Annotated in this window: 15 protein-coding genes; 12 read left to right on the top strand and 3 right to left on the bottom strand. The window is 72.8% G+C overall.

Going from position 1 to position 17,458, the window contains the following annotated elements; all coding sequences use genetic code 11:
• Nucleotides 1-225: 225 nt before the first annotated feature.
• Together ACGFT1_RS10805 and ACGFT1_RS10800 are read right to left on the bottom strand one after the other, a co-directional pair.
• Nucleotides 226-801, bottom strand: coding sequence for a hypothetical protein (locus ACGFT1_RS10805; RefSeq protein WP_373908657.1), 576 nt, complete (start codon nucleotides 799-801; stop codon nucleotides 226-228).
• Between the two features lie 56 nt (nucleotides 802-857).
• The gene (locus ACGFT1_RS10800) at nucleotides 858-1,523 is read right to left on the bottom strand and encodes a bifunctional DNA primase/polymerase (protein ID WP_373908656.1); all 666 of its coding nucleotides are present in this window, start codon (nucleotides 1,521-1,523) and stop codon (nucleotides 858-860) included.
• A 604-nt stretch (nucleotides 1,524-2,127) separates the two neighbouring features.
• On the opposite strand from ACGFT1_RS10800, the gene ACGFT1_RS10795 reads away from it, so the two are divergent.
• The 3 genes from ACGFT1_RS10795 to ACGFT1_RS10785 all read left to right on the top strand — a co-directional run bounded on the left by ACGFT1_RS10795 (nucleotide 2,128) and on the right by ACGFT1_RS10785 (nucleotide 6,633).
• Entirely contained in the window at nucleotides 2,128-3,510 is a 1,383-nt protein-coding gene (locus ACGFT1_RS10795; protein WP_373908655.1) for a PP2C family protein-serine/threonine phosphatase, read from the top strand.
• 156 nt (nucleotides 3,511-3,666) lie between these two features.
• Nucleotides 3,667-5,151, top strand: coding sequence for an aminopeptidase P family protein (locus ACGFT1_RS10790; RefSeq protein ID WP_373908654.1), 1,485 nt, complete (start codon nucleotides 3,667-3,669; stop codon nucleotides 5,149-5,151).
• Between the two features lie 111 nt (nucleotides 5,152-5,262).
• Nucleotides 5,263-6,633 carry a PLP-dependent aminotransferase family protein gene (locus tag ACGFT1_RS10785; protein ID WP_373908653.1) on the top strand — a complete coding sequence of 457 codons (1,371 nt, stop codon included), beginning with the start codon at nucleotides 5,263-5,265 and terminating at the stop codon, nucleotides 6,631-6,633.
• Nucleotides 6,634-6,831: 198 nt separating this feature from the next.
• Here ACGFT1_RS10785 and ACGFT1_RS10780 read toward each other — a convergent pair whose 3' ends face one another.
• The gene (locus tag ACGFT1_RS10780) at nucleotides 6,832-7,275 is read right to left on the bottom strand and encodes an ATP-binding protein (RefSeq protein WP_373908652.1); all 444 of its coding nucleotides are present in this window, start codon (nucleotides 7,273-7,275) and stop codon (nucleotides 6,832-6,834) included.
• A gap of 187 nt (nucleotides 7,276-7,462) precedes the next feature.
• Between ACGFT1_RS10780 and ACGFT1_RS10775 the strand changes: the two genes are divergently transcribed.
• The 9 genes from ACGFT1_RS10775 to ACGFT1_RS10735 all read left to right on the top strand — a co-directional run bounded on the left by ACGFT1_RS10775 (nucleotide 7,463) and on the right by ACGFT1_RS10735 (nucleotide 17,424).
• Nucleotides 7,463-8,320, top strand: a complete 858-nt coding sequence (locus tag ACGFT1_RS10775; protein ID WP_373908651.1) for a hypothetical protein — start codon at nucleotides 7,463-7,465, stop codon at nucleotides 8,318-8,320.
• Nucleotides 8,321-8,471: 151 nt separating this feature from the next.
• On the top strand, nucleotides 8,472-9,197 hold the full coding sequence (locus ACGFT1_RS10770; RefSeq protein WP_373908650.1) for a YcnI family protein: 726 nt from the start codon (nucleotides 8,472-8,474) through the stop codon (nucleotides 9,195-9,197).
• A 116-nt stretch (nucleotides 9,198-9,313) separates the two neighbouring features.
• Nucleotides 9,314-9,967 (top strand): SCO family protein, encoded by a 654-nt coding sequence (locus tag ACGFT1_RS10765; RefSeq protein ID WP_373908649.1) that lies wholly within the window; start codon nucleotides 9,314-9,316, stop codon nucleotides 9,965-9,967.
• A complete protein-coding gene (locus ACGFT1_RS10760; protein WP_373908648.1) occupies nucleotides 9,964-10,434 on the top strand; it encodes a copper chaperone PCu(A)C in 471 nt (156 codons plus the stop codon). Before ACGFT1_RS10765 ends, ACGFT1_RS10760 begins: the two co-directional genes overlap by 4 nt.
• Nucleotides 10,435-10,447: 13 nt before the next feature.
• Nucleotides 10,448-12,448, top strand: a complete 2,001-nt coding sequence (locus ACGFT1_RS10755) for a copper resistance protein CopC (protein ID WP_373908647.1) — start codon at nucleotides 10,448-10,450, stop codon at nucleotides 12,446-12,448.
• Between the two features lie 6 nt (nucleotides 12,449-12,454).
• Nucleotides 12,455-13,735: an iron uptake transporter deferrochelatase/peroxidase subunit gene (efeB, locus tag ACGFT1_RS10750; protein WP_373908646.1), complete on the top strand. Its 1,281-nt coding sequence runs from the start codon at nucleotides 12,455-12,457 to the stop codon at nucleotides 13,733-13,735.
• Between the two features lie 140 nt (nucleotides 13,736-13,875).
• On the top strand, nucleotides 13,876-14,808 hold the full coding sequence (gene pheA / locus ACGFT1_RS10745) for a prephenate dehydratase (protein WP_373908645.1): 933 nt from the start codon (nucleotides 13,876-13,878) through the stop codon (nucleotides 14,806-14,808).
• 544 nt (nucleotides 14,809-15,352) lie between these two features.
• The gene (serS, locus tag ACGFT1_RS10740; protein ID WP_373908644.1) at nucleotides 15,353-16,630 is read left to right on the top strand and encodes a serine--tRNA ligase; all 1,278 of its coding nucleotides are present in this window, start codon (nucleotides 15,353-15,355) and stop codon (nucleotides 16,628-16,630) included.
• Entirely contained in the window at nucleotides 16,627-17,424 is a 798-nt protein-coding gene (locus ACGFT1_RS10735; RefSeq protein WP_373908643.1) for an HAD family hydrolase, read from the top strand. The genes serS and ACGFT1_RS10735 overlap by 4 nt, the downstream gene beginning before the upstream one ends.
• The last annotated feature ends 34 nt before the right edge of the window (nucleotides 17,425-17,458 follow it).

The raw sequence follows: 17,458 nt of genomic DNA, 5'->3' as shown, positions 1-17,458 counted from the left end.
CCCCCGCGGCGCCGGACCGCACAGCAGGTGACTCCTGTCACAACTCCCCGTCGTGACAGGGAAATCGGTGTCCGAATAGCCCAGACGGAATTTGCGAACCGCCGATCTCTTGTTACGGTTCCAGTAGCCCGGTTGCTGGTGCATCCCCCGTCGCCAGCAACCGGGCCTTTCCATGTCCACAGCCGCTGTACAGCACCTCTGTGGATGTCAACTCCCCGGTGAGCGCTACGAGTTGCTGCCCGAGCGCAGCAGCAGCGCCCCGTCGGTGCCGTGCGCGGCGAACTCGGTGACGGCCGAGTAGGCGTCCGGCCGGCCCCGGCTGTGTTCGCGGGGCGTCTCACAGGTGGCGGGCTCGTCGCCGGTATCCGTGACACAGCGCATCTGCACCGTCCGGCCGCCCGGCCCCATCAGGCTCAGCACGGAGTCCAGCGACTCGCCGGTGGCGTTGCGGTAGTAGGTGCGCGCCCAGGTGTCCGCGCCCTGCGTCATCACACAGGTCTGCGCCTCGATACCACCGGGAGAGGTGAGTCCGGGGCCGCAGCGGGCGGCGGTGGCGAGGCCCAGGCCGAGCAGGAACGGGGAGCGGCCGGAGTGGGCCGTGCGGGCCTTGGCGTCGCCACGGGGGGCGGTCGGCACGGCGGCCCGGCCGGTGCCGGCCCCCTGTCCCGCGGACGCCACGGCCAGCGGCAGCGCGGCGACGGCCGCCACGACGCCCAACAGGGCGAGCAGACGGAGTCTTCGGCCGTCCGGCCCGCCGCGGAACGGCTGGAGGGCGCTGTGTCCCCGGGAATGACGCGGCATGAGCCGAACAGTACGAGCGGAGGGGGCCCGTCCGCCGCGTCCGCGCCCGACATCCCCTACAACTCGGGTGCGCTCACACCCGTACGAGTGAGGGCGTCGACCACGGCGTCCACCACGGCCTCCACGTCGGGCACCCACGGCGAGGCCGAGCCGGGCAGCGGGGCACGCTCCCAGCGGACGGCGCCCTGGCCGGTCTCGGAGGGAGGCAGGGCGACATAGCCGCCCTCGCCGTGGAAGCGCAGGGAGCCGGGGACGAAGTCCTTCGCGTAGAGCAGCTCGCCGAGCTGCTCCATGGAGTACGGCTTGACCAGCAGCGCCCACCGGGTCGGCGCGGCGATCACCGGGCCCAGCCGCATGCCGCGCCGGTCGAGCAGGGCGAGCGCGCGGGAGGCCGCGAGCGCCGGCAGGCTGACCGCGCAGGGCGCCTTGCCGCCGGTGGCCATGATGACCGGCGCGGCCGGCCGGTTGGTCCACCACCAGCGCACCAGGCGCGCGTCGGTGGTGGCCGCGAGCAGGCCGGGGTCGAAGGGGTGCGCGCCGGGCACCGTGCATTCCGGGTCCGGGCAGGCGCAGCGGGCCCGTCCCTGCGGGTCCGGAGCCACGCCCGGGAGTACGGGCCACTGCCATTGCGCCGCGAAGGTCAGGGCCGCGCTGATCAGCTCAGGCCGCCCGTCGTTCCGCCTGGACAGGAGCCTGCGTCGCCTTCCGAGGATCTCGCGCATCAGCGCTCGTTCCTTTCCGTTGCACCGCTGGCAACACCGTGGTCCACATCACACCATGTGTCGATCGCTTCACTGTGCGTACCTGTTGGCGCATCACACCCTTGCGCACGGCAGGGGGAACCCCCGGGGGGTCGAGCGTGGGCCGCGTCCATGGTGCGTCTATCACATGCACGGCTGCGGCACGGGGGTGGCGAAGTCTGGCGTTTCGCCGTCGCGCGTGGTTCTTCCGCCTCCGCCACGGGAGGATGGGGCTCGGCCGTCGGTGGCTATGACGCCCGGGTCCGTCGCCAGGTTCCGGGCGGTCCCCAACCACCCCTGGCCTTCTCCGAGTACGTACCCAACACGACCGCTGTGACGCTCCGTGGAGCAAGGCCAGTCGACCGCAATGAACCGATACCTAAGACAGTTTTGAGCCAACTTGCCGGTAAGGCAAGGAGTTCGAGAAAACCTCGTCCGCCCCATGGACACCAGGAATCCTCGCAGGACAATGCTGGACATCCCCTCACGAGTGCGTGTACATGTGGAGACACTGCCAGCGGCGCAGAATGACATGGGGGTTTGCGATGCTTCTGAGCCATACGCACCGGTCTGAAAGCCGGACACCATGAACGCCCCGCACCCTCCGAAAGTGGCCGGAATCGATCCGACGGTTCCCACGCCCGCCCACACTGTCGCGCCCACCTCTCCCGCCTCCGTCCCCGCCTCCGTCCCCGCTCCCCACCCGCCCGCGCCCGGCGCCGTCCTCCAGGACCGGCTGGCCGGCTGGGTCTCGGACCTCACGACCCTGCACGAACTGACCGAGCGCCTGACGCGCACCAACGCCCTGGACCCCGCCCTGCACGAAGTGCTCGGTGCCGGTGCGTCCCTCGTCGGCGCCCGTCGCGGCCTGGTCGTCCTGGAACCCGGCGACGGCCACGGCCCCCGCACCACCCTCGGCCTCGGTCTCGGCCGCGCCGACCTCGGCCTCATCGAGACCGTCCCGCACGGTGCCCTGCCGTACGACACGGGCGGCGGCGCCGAGATCGTCCACCCCGATCTGCTCGCCGAGGACGGCCTCGACCCGCGCCACCGCGAGGTGGCCGCCCGCCTCGGCTACGCGGCCAGCTACGCCGTGCCCCTCGCCACCGCATCCGCCGGCCGCCTCGGTGCCGCCGTCTGGTTCTACGACGAACCGGCCGAACCGCACGAACGGCAGCGCCACCTCGCCGGCCTGTACGTCCGGCACGCCACCGAGCACCTCGCCCGGCTGCTGGAGGTGGAGCGCACGCGCGCGTGCATGGCGACCATCACCGAGGAGCTGCTGCCCGCCCGGCTGCCCCGGGTGGCCGGTGTGCAGCTCGCCGCCCGGCACCTCACCGGCCCGCGCGGCGGTGGCGACTGGTACGACGCCCTGCCGCTGCCGGACGCCGCGCTCGGCCTGTCCGTCGGCTCGGTCACCGGCTCCGGGCCCAGCGCGGTGGCCGCCATGGGCCGGCTGCGCGCGTCCCTCCGGGCGTACGCCGTGATGGAGGGCGAGGACCCGGTGGCCGTCCTGTCCGATCTGGAGCTGCTGCTGCGGCTGACCGAGCCCGCACGCTCGGCCACCGCCCTGTTCGCCTTCTGCGAGCCCGCCCTGCGGAAGGTCACCCTGGCCGGCGCCGGACACAGCCCGCCGCTGCTCATCGGGGAGCGGCGCACCGAGTTCGCCGAGACCTCCGTCTCCGCCCCGCTCGGCATGCTCGCCTGCTGGGAGGCGCCCAGCGTGGAGATCGAGGCACAGGCCGGGGAGACGGTCCTGCTCTACACCGACGGCCTGCTGCACCGTACCGGCGACCCGATGGACCGCGCCTTCGCCCGGCTGCACGCGGCCGCCGCGGGCGTCCCGCGCGCGGTGCGCCATGATCCGGGAGCCGTCGCCGACCACGTCCTGCACACGGTCCTGCCGGACGGACTGGACGCGGCGGACAGCGACGAGGACGTGGTCCTGCTGGCGGCCCGCTTCGACTGAGCCCCGAGCCCGGGACCGGCATGACCGGGCATAACAGGTCATCCGGCCCCGGTCCCCCCGCGCTACGACCGTACGATGATGGAGGTCCCCGCTCGGCCACAAGCAGGAGCGTCGCGGGCCCCGGGGGAGATCACATGGCGTATCGAGGAGGATCACGTGTCCGACGAGCTCAACCCGGCTGTGCCCGACTCCGCTACCGCGGAGGGCCCCGAGACCGAGTCCGACGAGCCCATCAAGCAGCGGAAGAACGGCCTGTACCCGGGCGTCTCCGACGAGCTGGCCGAGAACATGAAGTCCGGCTGGGCCGACACGGAGCTGCGTGACCTGGAGCCGGTCGAGCAGGCCGGGCACACCGCCCGCCGCCGTGCCGCGCTCTCCGCCCGCTTCCCGGGCGAGCGCCTGGTGATCCCGGCGGGCAACCTGAAGACCCGCTCGAACGACACGGAGTACGCCTTCCGCGCCTCCGTCGAATACACCTACCTCACCGGCGACCAGACCGAGGACGGCGTCCTCGTCCTGGAGCCCACCGCGGACGGCCACCAGGAGACGATCTACCTCCTGCCGCGCTCCGACCGCGAGAACGGCGAGTTCTGGCTCTCCGGCCAGGGCGAGCTGTGGGTCGGCCGCCGCCACTCCCTCACCGAGTCCGAGGCGCTCTACGGCATCCCGGCCGCCGACGTGCGCGAGCTGGCCGAGCAGCTGCGCGAGGCCACCGGGCCGGTCCGCGTCGTCCGCGGTCACGACACGGGCATCGAGGCGGCCCTGACCGACAAGGTCACCGCCGAGCGCGACGAGGAACTGCGCGTCTTCCTCTCCGAGGCCCGGCTGGTCAAGGACGAGTTCGAGGTCGGCGAGCTCCAGAAGGCCGTCGACTCGACGGTCCGCGGTTTCGAGGACGTCGTGAAGGTCCTCGACAAGGCGGAGGCGACGAGCGAGCGCTACATCGAAGGAACGTTCTTCCTCCGTGCGCGGGTGGAGGGCAACGACGTCGGCTACGGCACGATCGCCGCCGCCGGCCCACACGCCTGCACCCTGCACTGGGTCCGCAACGACGGCCCGGTCCGCTCCGGCGACCTGCTCCTGCTCGACGCGGGCGTGGAGACGCACACGCTGTACACCGCCGACGTCACGCGCACGCTGCCCGTCAGCGGCACGTACAGCGAGATCCAGAAGAAGATCTACGACGCCGTGTACGAGGCCCAGGAGGCCGGCATCGCGGCCGTACGGCCGGGCGCCAAGTACCGCGACTTCCACGACGCCGCCCAGCGTGTCCTCGCCGAGAAGCTCGTCGAGTGGGGACTGGCCGAGGGCCCGGTCGAGCGCGTCCTGGAGCTGGGCCTCCAGCGCCGCTGGACGCTGCACGGCACCGGACACATGCTGGGCCTGGACGTGCACGACTGCGCCGCCGCGCGCGTGGAGACGTACGTCGACGGCACGCTGGAGCCGGGCATGGTGCTCACCGTCGAGCCGGGCCTGTACTTCCAGGCCGACGACCTGACGGTGCCGCAGGAGTACCGGGGCATCGGCGTCCGCATCGAGGACGACATCCTCGTCACGGAGGACGGCAACCGGAACCTGTCCGCCGGGCTCCCGCGGCGGTCCGACGAGGTCGAGGCGTGGATGGCCGCCCTGAAGGGCTGAGCGGTACGAACGGTACGAACAGGATGATGATGGCCGGGCACCACGGCGGTGCCCGGCCATCGGCACGGGGCGGGCGCGCGAAGGTCTGACGCGCCCGGGGGGAGGGTGTGCGTGGACGGTCTCCGGTCCGGTGTGGGCGTGGACCTGCACCTCGAACCCGACGCGGCGGACGGGCGCCGGGCCGGGCTGGAGCGGGCCCTGCGGAACGCCGTGCGGGACGGGCGGCTCACCCCCGGCGCCCGGTTGCCGGCCACCCGGCGCCTCGCGGCGGAACTCGGCATCTCGCGCGGCACCGCCAAGGCCGCCTACGACCAGCTCGTCGCCGAGGGCTACCTGACGGCCCGGCAGGGCTCGGGCACCCGGGTCGCCGAGCTGCCGGCCGTCCGGGTGCCGCGGCCGGAGCCGTCCGCACGCGCGCGTGCCCCGCGTTTCGACCTGCGCCCCGGAAGCCCCGACGTCAGCGCCTTCCCGGCCGCGGCCTGGCTGCGCGCGCTGCGCCGCGCCATCGCGACGGCACCCTCACTGGCGTACGACTACGGCGACCCGCGCGGCCGGATCGAGCTGCGCACCGCGCTCTCCGGCTACCTGGGGCGGGTACGGGGGGTACACGCACCACCGGAGCGGATCGTCGTCACCTCCGGGTACGTACAGGGCCTGGCGCTCCTGACCCGGGTGCTGGACGGCGCCGCGGTCGCCATGGAGGACCCGGGGCTGCCCTTCCACCGGGAGGTGGTGCGGCGCAACGGCGGGACGGTGCTGCCCGCCCCGGTCGACACGCGCGGGGTACTGCCGGAGGAACTGGGCGAGGCGGCGGCCGTGGTGGTCACGCCGGCCCACCAGTATCCGACCGGGGTGACCCTGCGGCCCGAGCGGCGCCGGGCGCTGACCGACTGGGCACGCGCGCGCGGCGGCCTGGTCGTCGAGGACGACTACGACGGCGAGTTCCGCTACGACCGGCAGCCGGTGGGCGCGTTGCAGGGGATGGCGCCCGGCCAGGTGGCCTACCTGGGCACGGTCTCCAAGACCCTCGGCCCGGCGCTGCGGCTGGGCTGGATGGTGCTGCCGCCGCACCTGGTCGACGCGGTCACCGACGCCAAGCTGCACAGCGACCACCACACCGAGACCATCGGCCAGCTCGCGCTGGCCGAATTGATCGACAGCCACGCGTACGACCGGCACGTGCGGGCGTGCCGGCTGCGCTACCGGCGGCGCCGGGACCAGCTCCTGCACCGGCTGGGGGCGCAGTGGAGCGTACGCGGGATCGCGGCCGGGCTGCACGCGCTGATCGAGGTCCCAGACGAGGCCGAGGTGCTGGCCCGCGCGGAGACGGAGGGCCTGGCACTCGGCACCCTCGGCGAGCACTGGCACACCCCGGCCCCCGACCGGCCCCAGGGCCTGGTCGTCGGCTACGGCACCCCCCGGGAGCGGACGTACCCCGAGGCACTGGAGGCGCTGGCGAGGGTGCTGGGCACCGGCGGCTGAGACGGCGCGCCCACGAGGGGGTGCACCGACACCGGGGCCTGCCTGTGCCGGGGCCGTCCTGTGCCGGGTATGCGCCGGCAAGGGGGCGCGCCGATGACGGGCGAGTTCGCCACCGGGCGCGTCCACCACCCGGGCGTCCCCAGCACACCTCGCGCGCGCCGGCCGCCGCCGTACGCACCCGGTGGCCCTGCCGGGCCGTCAGGCGGTGAGCAGGGAGGGGTCCTTCGTCCACTTGAGGATCTTGTCGAAGCTGACCACCGTCCCGCCCCGGCCCGGCTTGGGCCCGATGTGGACGTGGTCGGCGAGTTCCCGGATCAGACACAGGCCGCGGCCGTGCTCGGCGTCCGGGCGGGCGGGCCGGATGTCCTGGGTGCGGACGGTGCCGGACCCCCAGTCGGTCACCTCGATACGGCACTTCTCACCGTCGAGGTACGCGGTCACCCGGTACGCCTCCGAGGCGCCGGGCGCGGGGTCCCCGCCGTGCTCGACGGCGTTCGCGCAGGCCTCGCTCAGGGCGACGGACAGGTCGTACGAGATCTCCGGGTCGACGCCCGCCGTCTCCATGGTGCCGATCAGCAGCCGCCGGGCGAGCGGCACGCTCGCGGCGTCACGCCGCAGATGGAGTGACCACCAGATGCTCATGCTCCAGCCTCCCGGCCGCGGCTCGACATACCGTTACCTATTGCCGCCTGTAGGCGCCCGTAAGCACAGCGTGGGCGTGACGCCGCCCATACAGCCGATGCGCCGGGGGAGGAATCGGTGTATGAGGGGACGGCGCGACCGCCCTGCCGTGGGCGCCCGGCGGGCGCAGTGCGATGATGACCGCGCCATGACTGCCCCCCACCCGCGCACGGCGCGCCCCGGAGCCGGTCTCCGGATACTGCGGGCCGCGGTGTTCACCGCGGTCTGTGTCGCGCTGGCCGCGGCCGGGCACACCCTGGCCTCCTGCGCGCGCGTGCCGCTGTGGACGCTGGGCGCGGGCTTCCTCGGCTCCCTGCTGCTCGTGGCCCCGCTCACCGGGCGGGCCCGTTCGCTGCCGGGTATCGCCGCGCTCCTCGCCCTCGGCCAGACCGTGCTGCACACGCTGTTCGGGCTGGGCCAGCACGGGGCCGCCGCGGCCACCGGCGGGATGACGTCGATGGCGTCGTCCGGGCCGGCGTCCTCCGCCGGCGGAACGCTGAGCGACAGCGCGCTCGTCGAGCAGGCCGCGCGCCTGGTGTGCGGCTCGACCCCGTCGTCCCTGACCCCGGGGCACGCTTTCCGGCTGCTGCTCGACGCGCACCTCATCGACCGCGCCGGCCGGCCGACGGGCGCCCTGCCCGCCCTGCACCACGCGCACGACGCCACCGGCGCCACCACGGGGCTGCTGCCCTCGCTGCCGATGCTGCTCGGCCACGTGCTCGCGGCCGTCATCGCCGGCTGGCTGCTGCGCCGCGGAGACCTCGCCGTGCTGCGGCTGATCGAGCTGTCGGCGCACGGAGTCGTGGAGGGGGCGCTCGTACGGTCCCTGCGCGCGGCGCTGGCGCTGGCGCACGCCCTGTGCGCCGGGCTGCTGCCCGCGGCCGACCCCGGCCCGCGCGGCCGCCGTACCGACCGCGACGAGGCACCGGCCCCGCACACAGCCGTACTCCAGCACACGGTGATCAGGCGCGGCCCGCCCGCCGCCGCGTTCCGCCTCGCCGCCTGACGCGACCCCCGCTCCACGGACCCCGGTGGGCCGCCGACACGCGGCACGCGCGCGTGCACCCCTTTTCCCGGCGGTACGGCCGGCATCCCGGCCCCGCACGCGCGTATTCCTCTTCACCACCGGACTCACTCAGAGTGGAGTACCTCCTTCCATGAAGGCTTCTCGTGTCGCCGCCGCCGCTGCCGTCGCCGGCTCGGCCGTCCTCGTCCTGTCGGCCCCCGCTTTCGCGCACGTCAGCGTGCAGCCGGAGGGCACCGCGGCCAAGGGCGGTTACGCGGTCGTGGACTTCAAGGTCCCCAACGAGCGCGACGACGCCTCGACCACCAAGATCGAGGTCAACCTCCCGGCCGACCACCCGATCGCCTCGGTGATGCCGCAGCCGATCCCCGGCTGGAAGATCGACGTCACCAAGTCCAAGCTGGCCAAGCCGCTGACCATGCACGGCGAGAAGATCGACGAGGCCGTCACCAAGGTGACCTGGACCGCCGACGGCAAGGGCATCGCCCCCGGCTACTTCCAGAAGTTCCCCCTCTCCCTGGGCGCCCTGCCCGAGAACACCGACCAGCTGGTCTTCAAGGCGGTGCAGACGTACTCGAACAAGGAGGTCGTGCGCTGGATCGAGGTGCCGCAGAAGGGCCAGGACGAGCCGGAGAACCCGGCGCCCGTCCTGGAACTGACCGCCGCCTCCGGTGACGACCACCCCGGCACGACGGCCGCCGCCGACGACACGGACGGCAAGAGCGCGAAGACGGCCGCCGCCGGGGACTCCGGCAGCGGCAGTGACACCACCGCGCGCGTGCTCGGTGTGATCGGCATCGTCGCCGGCGTCGCGGGCGTGGCCTACGGCGTCCTCGCGGGCCGCCGCCGCACCGCCTGACCCCTTTTCCCCAGCGCGCGCCGGGCGTCGTACGGCACTGTCCGCCGGCCCCGGCCGAGGACCCCTCGTACGACCCCGGTGCGCGCCGGAATTCACACATCTGGGACATTTTTTCTATGCGCAAGAAGACGTTCGCCGCGGCCGTGACGCTCGCCGCCGCCGCCCTGACCCTCTCCGCCTGCGGCACCGACGGCAACAGCGACGCGCCGGTCGCCGTCGTCTCGGGCGGGTCGGACGCGGGCAAGGGCGCCACCGTTCTCGACCCGCCGTTCAAGAAGCCGGACCTGGTCCTCACCGACACCCACGGCAGGAAGTACGACCTCCGCAAGGAGACCCAGGGCCACCCGACCCTGCTCTACTTCGGCTACACCCACTGCCCCGACATCTGCCCCACGACGATGAGCAACATCGCCGTCGCCCAGAAGACGCTGCCCAAGGCGGAGCAGAACGATCTCCGGGTCGTGTTCGTCACCACCGACCCCGGCCGCGACACCCCCGCCGAGCTGGGCAAGTGGCTCAAGGGCATCGACTCCCGGTTCATCGGCCTCACCGGCGACTTCGCCGCCGTCAAGGCCGGTGCCCGCTCGGTCGGCATCTCCGTGGAACCGACCACGAAGGACAAGAACGGCAAGCTCGTCTCGGTGCACGGCACCCAGGTCATCGCCTTCTCCCCGAAGACGGACGCCGGTTACGTCCTCTACGGCGAGGACACCACGGTCGACGACTACAGCCGTGACCTGCCCAAGCTCGTCAGGGGAGCCAACCCGTGAGGCGTCGCACGGCCGTCCTGGCCGCCGGCGCGCTCGCCGGCGCCCTGACGCTCACGGGCTGCTCCCGGTCCGGTTCCGGTTCCGGGCCGGACCGGGCCGAGCTGTCCGTCAGCTCCCCGTACATGCCCCAGCCGGTCTCCGCCGACATGGCCGCCGGTTTCCTGACGATCACCAACCGGGGCGGCGCCGGGGACGAACTGACCTCGGTCAGCAGTGACGTCGCCGGCCAGGTCACCATGCACAGCACGGAAGGCGGCGCGATGGCGGAGAAGTCGTCCTTCGCGGTGCCCGCCCACGGCCGGCTCGTCTTCGAGAGCGGCGGCAACCATCTGATGTTCGAGAAGCTGAAACGCGCGCCGAAGCAGGGCCAGAAGGTCACCGTGCAGCTCACGTTCGCCCGGTCGGGGCGCCTCACCGTCGAGATGCCGGTGGAGTCCGCCACGTACCACCCGTCGACCGGCCACTGAGGGAGGGACCACCGTGACCCGGACCATCACCCCCCGCCTGCGGTACCTGGTGCTGCTGTTGCTCGCCGTCACCGGCGCGCTGCTGGCGGGCGCCGGACCGGCCTCCGCGCACGCGGCACTGACCGGCAGCGACCCCGCGCAGGGGGTGGTGGCCGACAAGGCGCCCACCCAGGTGTCGCTCACCTTCTCCGAGAAGGTGGCGATGAACGACGACTCCCTGCGCGTCCTCGACCCCAGGGGCAAGCCGGTTCAGACGGGCAGCCCCGCGAACATCAGCGGAACGACGTACGCCGTGCGGCTCAGGAGCGGCCTCGGCAAGGGCACCTACACCGTCACCTACCAGGTCGTCTCGGCGGACAGCCACCCCGTCTCCGGCGCCTACACCTTCTCCATCGGCGCGCCCTCGCAGACCGTCGTGCAGGACACCGGACCCGCCGCGGGCGGCGGGGTCGTGGGCGCCCTGTACGCGTTCGGACGGTACGTGTCCTACGCCGGTTTCCTCGTGCTCGCCGGCGGTGCGGCCTTCGTCCTCGCCTGCTGGCGGCGCGGCGCGGGCGTACGGGCCCTGCAACGACTGGTGGCCGGCGGCTGGGTCGCGCTGACCGCGGCCACCCTGTGGCTGCTGCTCCTGCGCGGCTCGTACACCACCTCCGGCAAGCTCGCCGACGTCTTCGACCTCGGTCTGCTCGGCCAGGTGCTCCAGACCAAGACCGGTGCCGCGCTGGTCTCCCGGCTGCTCCTGCTCGCCGCCGCCGCGCTGTTCGTCGCCGTCCTCTTCGGCACCTACACCCGGCGCGAGGAGGAGCAGGAGAAGCGCGACCTGACCTTCGGGCTCGCGGTCGGCGGGGGCGTCGTCGCGACCGGACTGGCGACCAGCTGGGCGATGGCCGAGCACGCCTCCACCGGGCTCCAGCCGGGCATCGCCATGCCGGTCGACGTCGTCCATCTGCTGGCCGTCGCCGCCTGGCTGGGCGGGCTCACCGCGCTGCTGGTCGCCCTGTACCGGGCGCCCGCCGAGACCCCGGTCGGGGCCGCCGCCGTGCAGCGGTTCTCCCGGGTGGCCGCCGGTTCCGTCGCCGCGCTGGTCGCGACCGGCGTCTACCAGTCCTGGCGGCAGCTCGGCTCATGGTCGGCGTTCACCGGCACCCGGTACGGGCAGCTGCTGCTGGTGAAGATCGGGCTGGTGGCGCTGCTGGTCGGTGTCGCGGTGGTGTCCCGGCGCTGGACGGCCCAGCTCAGGGACCCGGCTGTCCGTACCGAAGACAAGGAGAGGTCCGAGGCCGGGGAACCGGTCATCGCAGCGAGGGTGAGCGGTGGCGACACCGACCCCGGCACCCAGGCCTGCGGCACGGCGCCGGGTGGGGGCAAGGGGGCCGAAGACGTCCCGGACTCCGGTGCCGGGACCGGCGAGGATGCCGCTCCCGGTGACTCGCGGCGTGCCGCCCAGCTCGCCCGGCAGCGCGCGGCCGTCGACGCCGCCCGGCGAAAGCGCCTGCGCGACGCCGACCCGCACCGCTCGGGCCTGCGCCGCTCGGTGCTCGCCGAGACCGGCGTCGCCCTGGTGCTGCTCGCCGTCACCACCGCGCTGACCCAGACCGAGCCGGGTCGCACCGAGCAGGAGGCCAAGGCAGCCACCTCGGCCGTGTCCGGCTCCGCCACCTCGTCCCCGTCCGGGGCGCTCACCCTGGACATGCCGTTCGACACCGGCGGCACCGACGGCAAGGGCGTCGTCAGCATCGACCTCGACCCCGCGCGCGTCGGCGGCAACGAGATGCACGTCTACGTCCAGCGCCCCAACGGGCGGGCCTTCGACGTCCCGGAGGTGAAGATCTCCTTCACCCTCCAGGCGAAGAAGATCGGCCCGCTGCCCGTGACGCCCGACCACATCACCTCCGGCCACTGGTCGGCGAGCGGGGTGCAGATCCCGATGGCCGGTGACTGGACCGTCGCCGTCACGGTCCGCACCTCCGACATCGACCAGACGACCGTCTCCAAGCACGCGCAGATCGGCTGAACCACCATGTCCGACCAGTCCCTCCCGCAGACCCGTACGCCCGGCACGCCGGTGGCCGGGCCCGTGTCCGGGGCGCGCGGCGTCTCCCGGCGCGCCCTGCTGGGCACGGCCGGGGCCACCGGGCTCGCGCTCGGCGCGGCGGGCGGTGCCGTGGGGTACGCCGCCGCGCCCGCCCAGGCCGCTCCGCTGTCCTCGGTGGGCTCCGGCCGGGCGATGTTTCACGGGAAACATCAGCCCGGCATCACCGACGGACTCCAGGCCTGCGGCCATCTCGTCGCCTTCGACCTGGCGGCAGGCGCGGGCCGCAGGGAGGCGGCGGCCCTGCTGCGCCGCTGGTCGGTGACCGCGGAACGGCTGATGGCGGGCGATGCCGCCCCGCACGGCGACACCGCTGTGGCCCGGGACGCGGGTCCCTCCTCGCTGACCCTCACCTTCGGCTTCGGTCACAGCTTCTTCGCGCGGACCGGCCTGGAGAAGCAGCGGCCCGGCGCCCTCGACCCGCTGCCGGACTTCTCCTCCGACCATCTCGACCGGGCGCGCAGCAACGGCGACCTGTGGGTGCAGATCGGCGCGAACGACGCCCTGGTCGCCTTCCACGCCCTGCGCGCGATCCAGAAGGACGCGGGGTCCGCCGCGCGGGTGCGCTGGCAGATGAACGGTTTCAACCGCAGCCCGGGCGCCACCGCCCACCCCATGACGGCCCGCAACCTCATGGGCCAGCTCGACGGCACCCGCAACCCCAAGCCGGCCGACACCGACTTCGAGAAGCGCATCTTCGTGCCCGAGCCGGGCGAGCCCGCGTGGATGGCGAACGGCTCCTACGCCGTCGTGCGCCGCATCCGCATGCTCCTGGACGACTGGGAGGAGCTGTCGCTCACGGCGCAGGAGCATGTCATCGGGCGCCGTAAGGCCGACGGGGCACCGCTGTCCGGGGGTGACGAGACGACGCCGATGGACCTGGAGAAGACCGACGCCCACGGCGAGTACGTCGTCCCGCTCACCGCGCACGCCCGGATCACCCGGCCCGACAAGAACGGCGGCGCGGCCATGCTCCGCCGCCCCTTCTCCTACCACGACGGCATCGGCCCGGACGGCACGTCCGACGCCGGGCTCCTCTTCATCTGCTGGCAGGCGGATCCGCTGCGCGGCTTCGTACCGGTGCAGCGCAAGCTGGACCGGGGCGACGCGCTGTCGAAGTACATCCGTCACGAGGCGAGCGGTCTGTTCGCGGTGCCGGGGGGCGTGGCCGAGGGCGAGTACGTGGGGCAACGGCTGCTGGAGGGCTGACGGGACAGCGGCTGCCGGAGGGCCGACCGCGTACGCGCATCGGCGTCCGTCCGGGGGACGGTCCGGGTCGAAACCACTCGGTCGAGTGGCGCTCATGAGACGGCGGGGCCGGCCGGCCGCACGGCCATTAGGGTGAGGGCATGCCAGCGAGCTATGCCTATCTCGGTCCGCAGGGCACCTTCACGGAGGTCGCCCTGCGCACGCTTCCGGAGGCGGCCACCCGGGAGCTGATCCCGTACGTGTCGGTGCAGTCCGCGCTGGACGCGGTGCGGGCCGGTGAGGCCGAGGCCGCGTTCGTGCCGATCGAGAACTCGGTCGAGGGCGGGATCACCACCACACTGGACGAGCTGGTCGCGGGCGCGCCGCTGACGATCTACCGCGAGGTGCTGCTGTCCATCACGTTCGCGCTGCTGGTCCGGCCCGGCACGAAGCTCGCGGACATCAAGACCGTCTCCGCCCACCCCGCGGCCCAGCCGCAGGTGCGCAACTGGCTGCGCGCCCACCTCCCGGAGGCGCTCTGGGAGTCGGCCGCCTCCAACGCGGACGCCGCCCGCCTGGTCCAGGAGGGCCGCTACGACGCCGCGTTCGCCGGTGAGTTCGCCGCCGCCCGGTACGGCCTGGAGGCACTGGAGACCGGCATCCATGACGCGGAGAACGCCCAGACGCGGTTCGTACTGGTCGGCCGCCCGGCCCGGCCCGCCGCGCCGACCGGTGCCGACAAGACCTCGGTGGTGCTGTGGCAGCGGGACGACCACCCCGGTGCCCTGCGCGACCTGCTCGGCGAGTTCGCCTCGCGCGGCATCAACCTCATGCTGCTCCAGTCCCGGCCGACCGGCGCCGGCATCGGCAACTACTGCTTCTGCATCGACGCCGAGGGCCATATCGCCGACCGGCGGATGGCGGAGACGCTGATGGGCCTGAAGCGCATCTGTCTGCAGGTGCGCTTCCTGGGTTCCTACCCGCGCGCGGACATCACGCCGGACGCGGTCCGTGCGACTCTGCCGGGGACATCGGACGAGGAGTTCATGGCGGCGGCGGACTGGGTGGCGCGCTGCCAGGACGGCCGGTTCTGACCAGCCGTTCCAGCCGGTCCTACCTGCATACCAACGTTATCCACAGGAGTTATCCACAGGCACCCTTCTCGACCTGGGGACAAGTCGACAGTGGAGGCCCGGTGGGTCGACAAATCGCCCTAGAGCGCCCAGCCGCCGCTACCCCCCGTTGAACCACCCTTCGTTCAGCCGTTTGCTTCGATTCATCTATCGGAGCGGCCATTTTCCACCCGAACGCGGGTGTGGATGGGGTTTGACCCGGGCATTCCTCGGCCCGTCCCGGGTTTGCGGAGTGATCAATTCCGAAATCCACAGATCTTCCACACAGCCTGTGGATAACTTATCGGAGGGTGCGGATCTCTGTGGACAACCGAGTCGCCAAATCCCCTCCCCCGCAAGGAAATCCGGTCAACGCGGCGGCCGGCACGTGCCCCGTCCCAGGGAGTGGGACACTTTCCCTTGACTCGTTCCGGCAATTAGCACATAGCGCAACGTAAGCGGCGAATCACAACACCCCGGAATAGTGATTCGTGAGCCACGACCGCGCACCGGTAGCCTTGGCCCCGTGATTGACCTTCGCCTGCTCCGTGAGGACCCCGACCGTGTGCGCGCGTCCCAGCGCGCCCGTGGAGAGGACGTCGCGCTCGTCGACGCCCTCCTGTCTGCCGACGAGCGGCGCAGGTCCTCCGGCGTCCGCTTCGACGAGCTGCGCGCCGAGCAGAAGCAGCTCGGCAAGCTGATCCCCAAGGCCTCCCCCGACGAGAAGGCCGAGCTGCTCAAGCGTGCCGAGCAGCTGAAGGCCGACGTCAGGGCCGCCGACACCGAGCGCGACGCGGCCGACTCCGAGACCCAGGACCTGCTGCTCCGGCTCGGCAACCTCGTCCACCCCGACGTGCCCGTCGGCGGCGAGGAGGACTTCGTCACGCTGGAGACGCACGGCACGATCCGTGACTTCGGTGCCGAGGGCTTCGAGCCCAGGGACCACCTGGAGCTGGGCCAGCTGCTCGGCGCGATCGACGTCGAGCGCGGCGCCAAGGTCTCCGGCTCCCGCTTCTACTTCCTCACCGGTGTCGGCGCCCTGCTGGAACTGGCCCTGGTGAACGCGGCGATCGCGCAGGCATCCGCGGCCGGTTTCACGCCGATGCTCACCCCGGCGCTGGTCCGCCCGCAGTCCATGGCGGGCACCGGCTTCCTCGGCCAGGCCGCCCAGGACGTCTACCACCTGGACAAGGACGACCTGTACCTGGTCGGCACCTCCGAGGTCCCGCTTGCGGCCTACCACATGGACGAGATCATCGACGCCGACAAGCTGCCGCTGCGGTACGCGGGCTTCTCGCCCTGCTTCCGCCGCGAAGCCGGCTCGCACGGCAAGGACACCCGGGGCATCTTCCGCGTGCACCAGTTCGACAAGGTCGAGATGTTCTCGTACGTCGCTCCCGAGGACTCGCAGGCCGAGCACCAGCGCCTGCTGGCGTGGGAGAAGCAGTGGCTGGAGTCGCTGGAGCTGCCGTTCCGCGTCATCGACGTCGCCTCCGGTGACCTCGGCTCCTCGGCCGCCCGCAAGTACGACTGCGAGGCGTGGATCCCGACCCAGGGCAAGTACCGCGAGCTGACCTCGACCTCGGACTGCACCGAGTTCCAGTCCCGCCGCCTGTCCATCCGGGTCCGCGACGGCAAGCAGGTCAAGCCGCTCGCCACGCTCAACGGCACGCTGTGCGCCGTCCCGCGCACGATCGTGGCGATCCTGGAGAACCACCAGCTGGCCGACGGCTCCGTCCGGGTCCCCGAGGTGCTGCGCCCCTACCTGGGCGGCCGTGAGGTCCTGGAGCCGGTGTCCCGGTGACCTTCCCGTACGGGCTCATCGCCACCGACCTCGACGGCACGCTGCTGCGCTCCGACGAGTCGATCTCGCGGCGCACCCGGGACGCGCTCGCCGCGGCGACCGCGGCGGGCGCCGCGCACATCGTCGTCACCGGCCGCGCGGTGCCCTGGACCCGGCACATCCTGGACGACCTCGGCTACGACGGCCTCGCCGTCTGCGGCCAGGGCGCCCAGGTGTACGACGCCGGCAGCCACCGCCTGCTGACCTCGGTCACCCTGGACCGGCAGCTGGCGGGCGTGGCCCTGGCCAAGATCGAGGCCGAGGTCGGCCCGCTGTACCTGGCGGCCAGCCGGGACGGCCTGGACGGCGAGGTCCTGGTGGGCCCGGGATACGCGGTCACGGGCAGGCTGCCCGCGACACCGTTCACGGACGCGTCCGACATCTGGAGCGCTCCGCTGAACAAGATCTACATACAGCATCCGACGCTGAGCGACGACGAGCTGGCGGAGGCCGCCCGGCAGGCGGCCGGCGGCTTCGTCACGGTGGCCATGGCGGGAGCGGGCATCGTGGAACTGCTCCCGCTCGGGCTGTCCAAGGCCACCGGCCTGTCCCTCGCCGCCCGCCGGCTCGGCCTGAAGGCCGCCGACACGATCGCCTTCGGCGACATGCCCAATGACATCCCGATGTTCGCCTGGGCGTCCCGGGGCGTGGCCATGGCCAACGCCCATGAGGAACTCAAAGCGGTGGCCGACGAGGTGACGGCCTCCAACGAGGACGACGGGATCGCGGTCGTGCTGGAGCGTTCGCTGGCGTAGCGCTCCCGCGCCGGGCCCACCGACCGCCGTCACC

The sequence above is a fragment of the Streptomyces sp. Y20 genome (assembly GCF_043195475.1).
Lineage (GTDB): Bacteria > Actinomycetota > Actinomycetes > Streptomycetales > Streptomycetaceae > Streptomyces.
This window is presented reverse-complemented; position numbering and strand designations above follow the sequence as displayed.

What these genes read in the sequence shown, in the direction of transcription:
- ACGFT1_RS10780 (WP_373908652.1), bottom strand. Translation starts at nt 7,275, where the DNA reads ATGAGCATCTGGTGGTCACTCCATCTGCGGCGTGACGCCGCGAGCGTG.
- ACGFT1_RS10765 (WP_373908649.1), top strand. Translation starts at nt 9,314, where the DNA reads ATGCGCAAGAAGACGTTCGCCGCGGCCGTGACGCTCGCCGCCGCCGCC.
- efeB (WP_373908646.1), top strand. Translation starts at nt 12,455, where the DNA reads ATGTCCGACCAGTCCCTCCCGCAGACCCGTACGCCCGGCACGCCGGTG.
- pheA (WP_373908645.1), top strand. Translation starts at nt 13,876, where the DNA reads ATGCCAGCGAGCTATGCCTATCTCGGTCCGCAGGGCACCTTCACGGAG.
- ACGFT1_RS10770 (WP_373908650.1), top strand. Translation starts at nt 8,472, where the DNA reads ATGAAGGCTTCTCGTGTCGCCGCCGCCGCTGCCGTCGCCGGCTCGGCC.
- ACGFT1_RS10795 (WP_373908655.1), top strand. Translation starts at nt 2,128, where the DNA reads ATGAACGCCCCGCACCCTCCGAAAGTGGCCGGAATCGATCCGACGGTT.
- ACGFT1_RS10775 (WP_373908651.1), top strand. Translation starts at nt 7,463, where the DNA reads ATGACTGCCCCCCACCCGCGCACGGCGCGCCCCGGAGCCGGTCTCCGG.
- ACGFT1_RS10800 (WP_373908656.1), bottom strand. Translation starts at nt 1,523, where the DNA reads ATGCGCGAGATCCTCGGAAGGCGACGCAGGCTCCTGTCCAGGCGGAAC.
- ACGFT1_RS10805 (WP_373908657.1), bottom strand. Translation starts at nt 801, where the DNA reads ATGCCGCGTCATTCCCGGGGACACAGCGCCCTCCAGCCGTTCCGCGGC.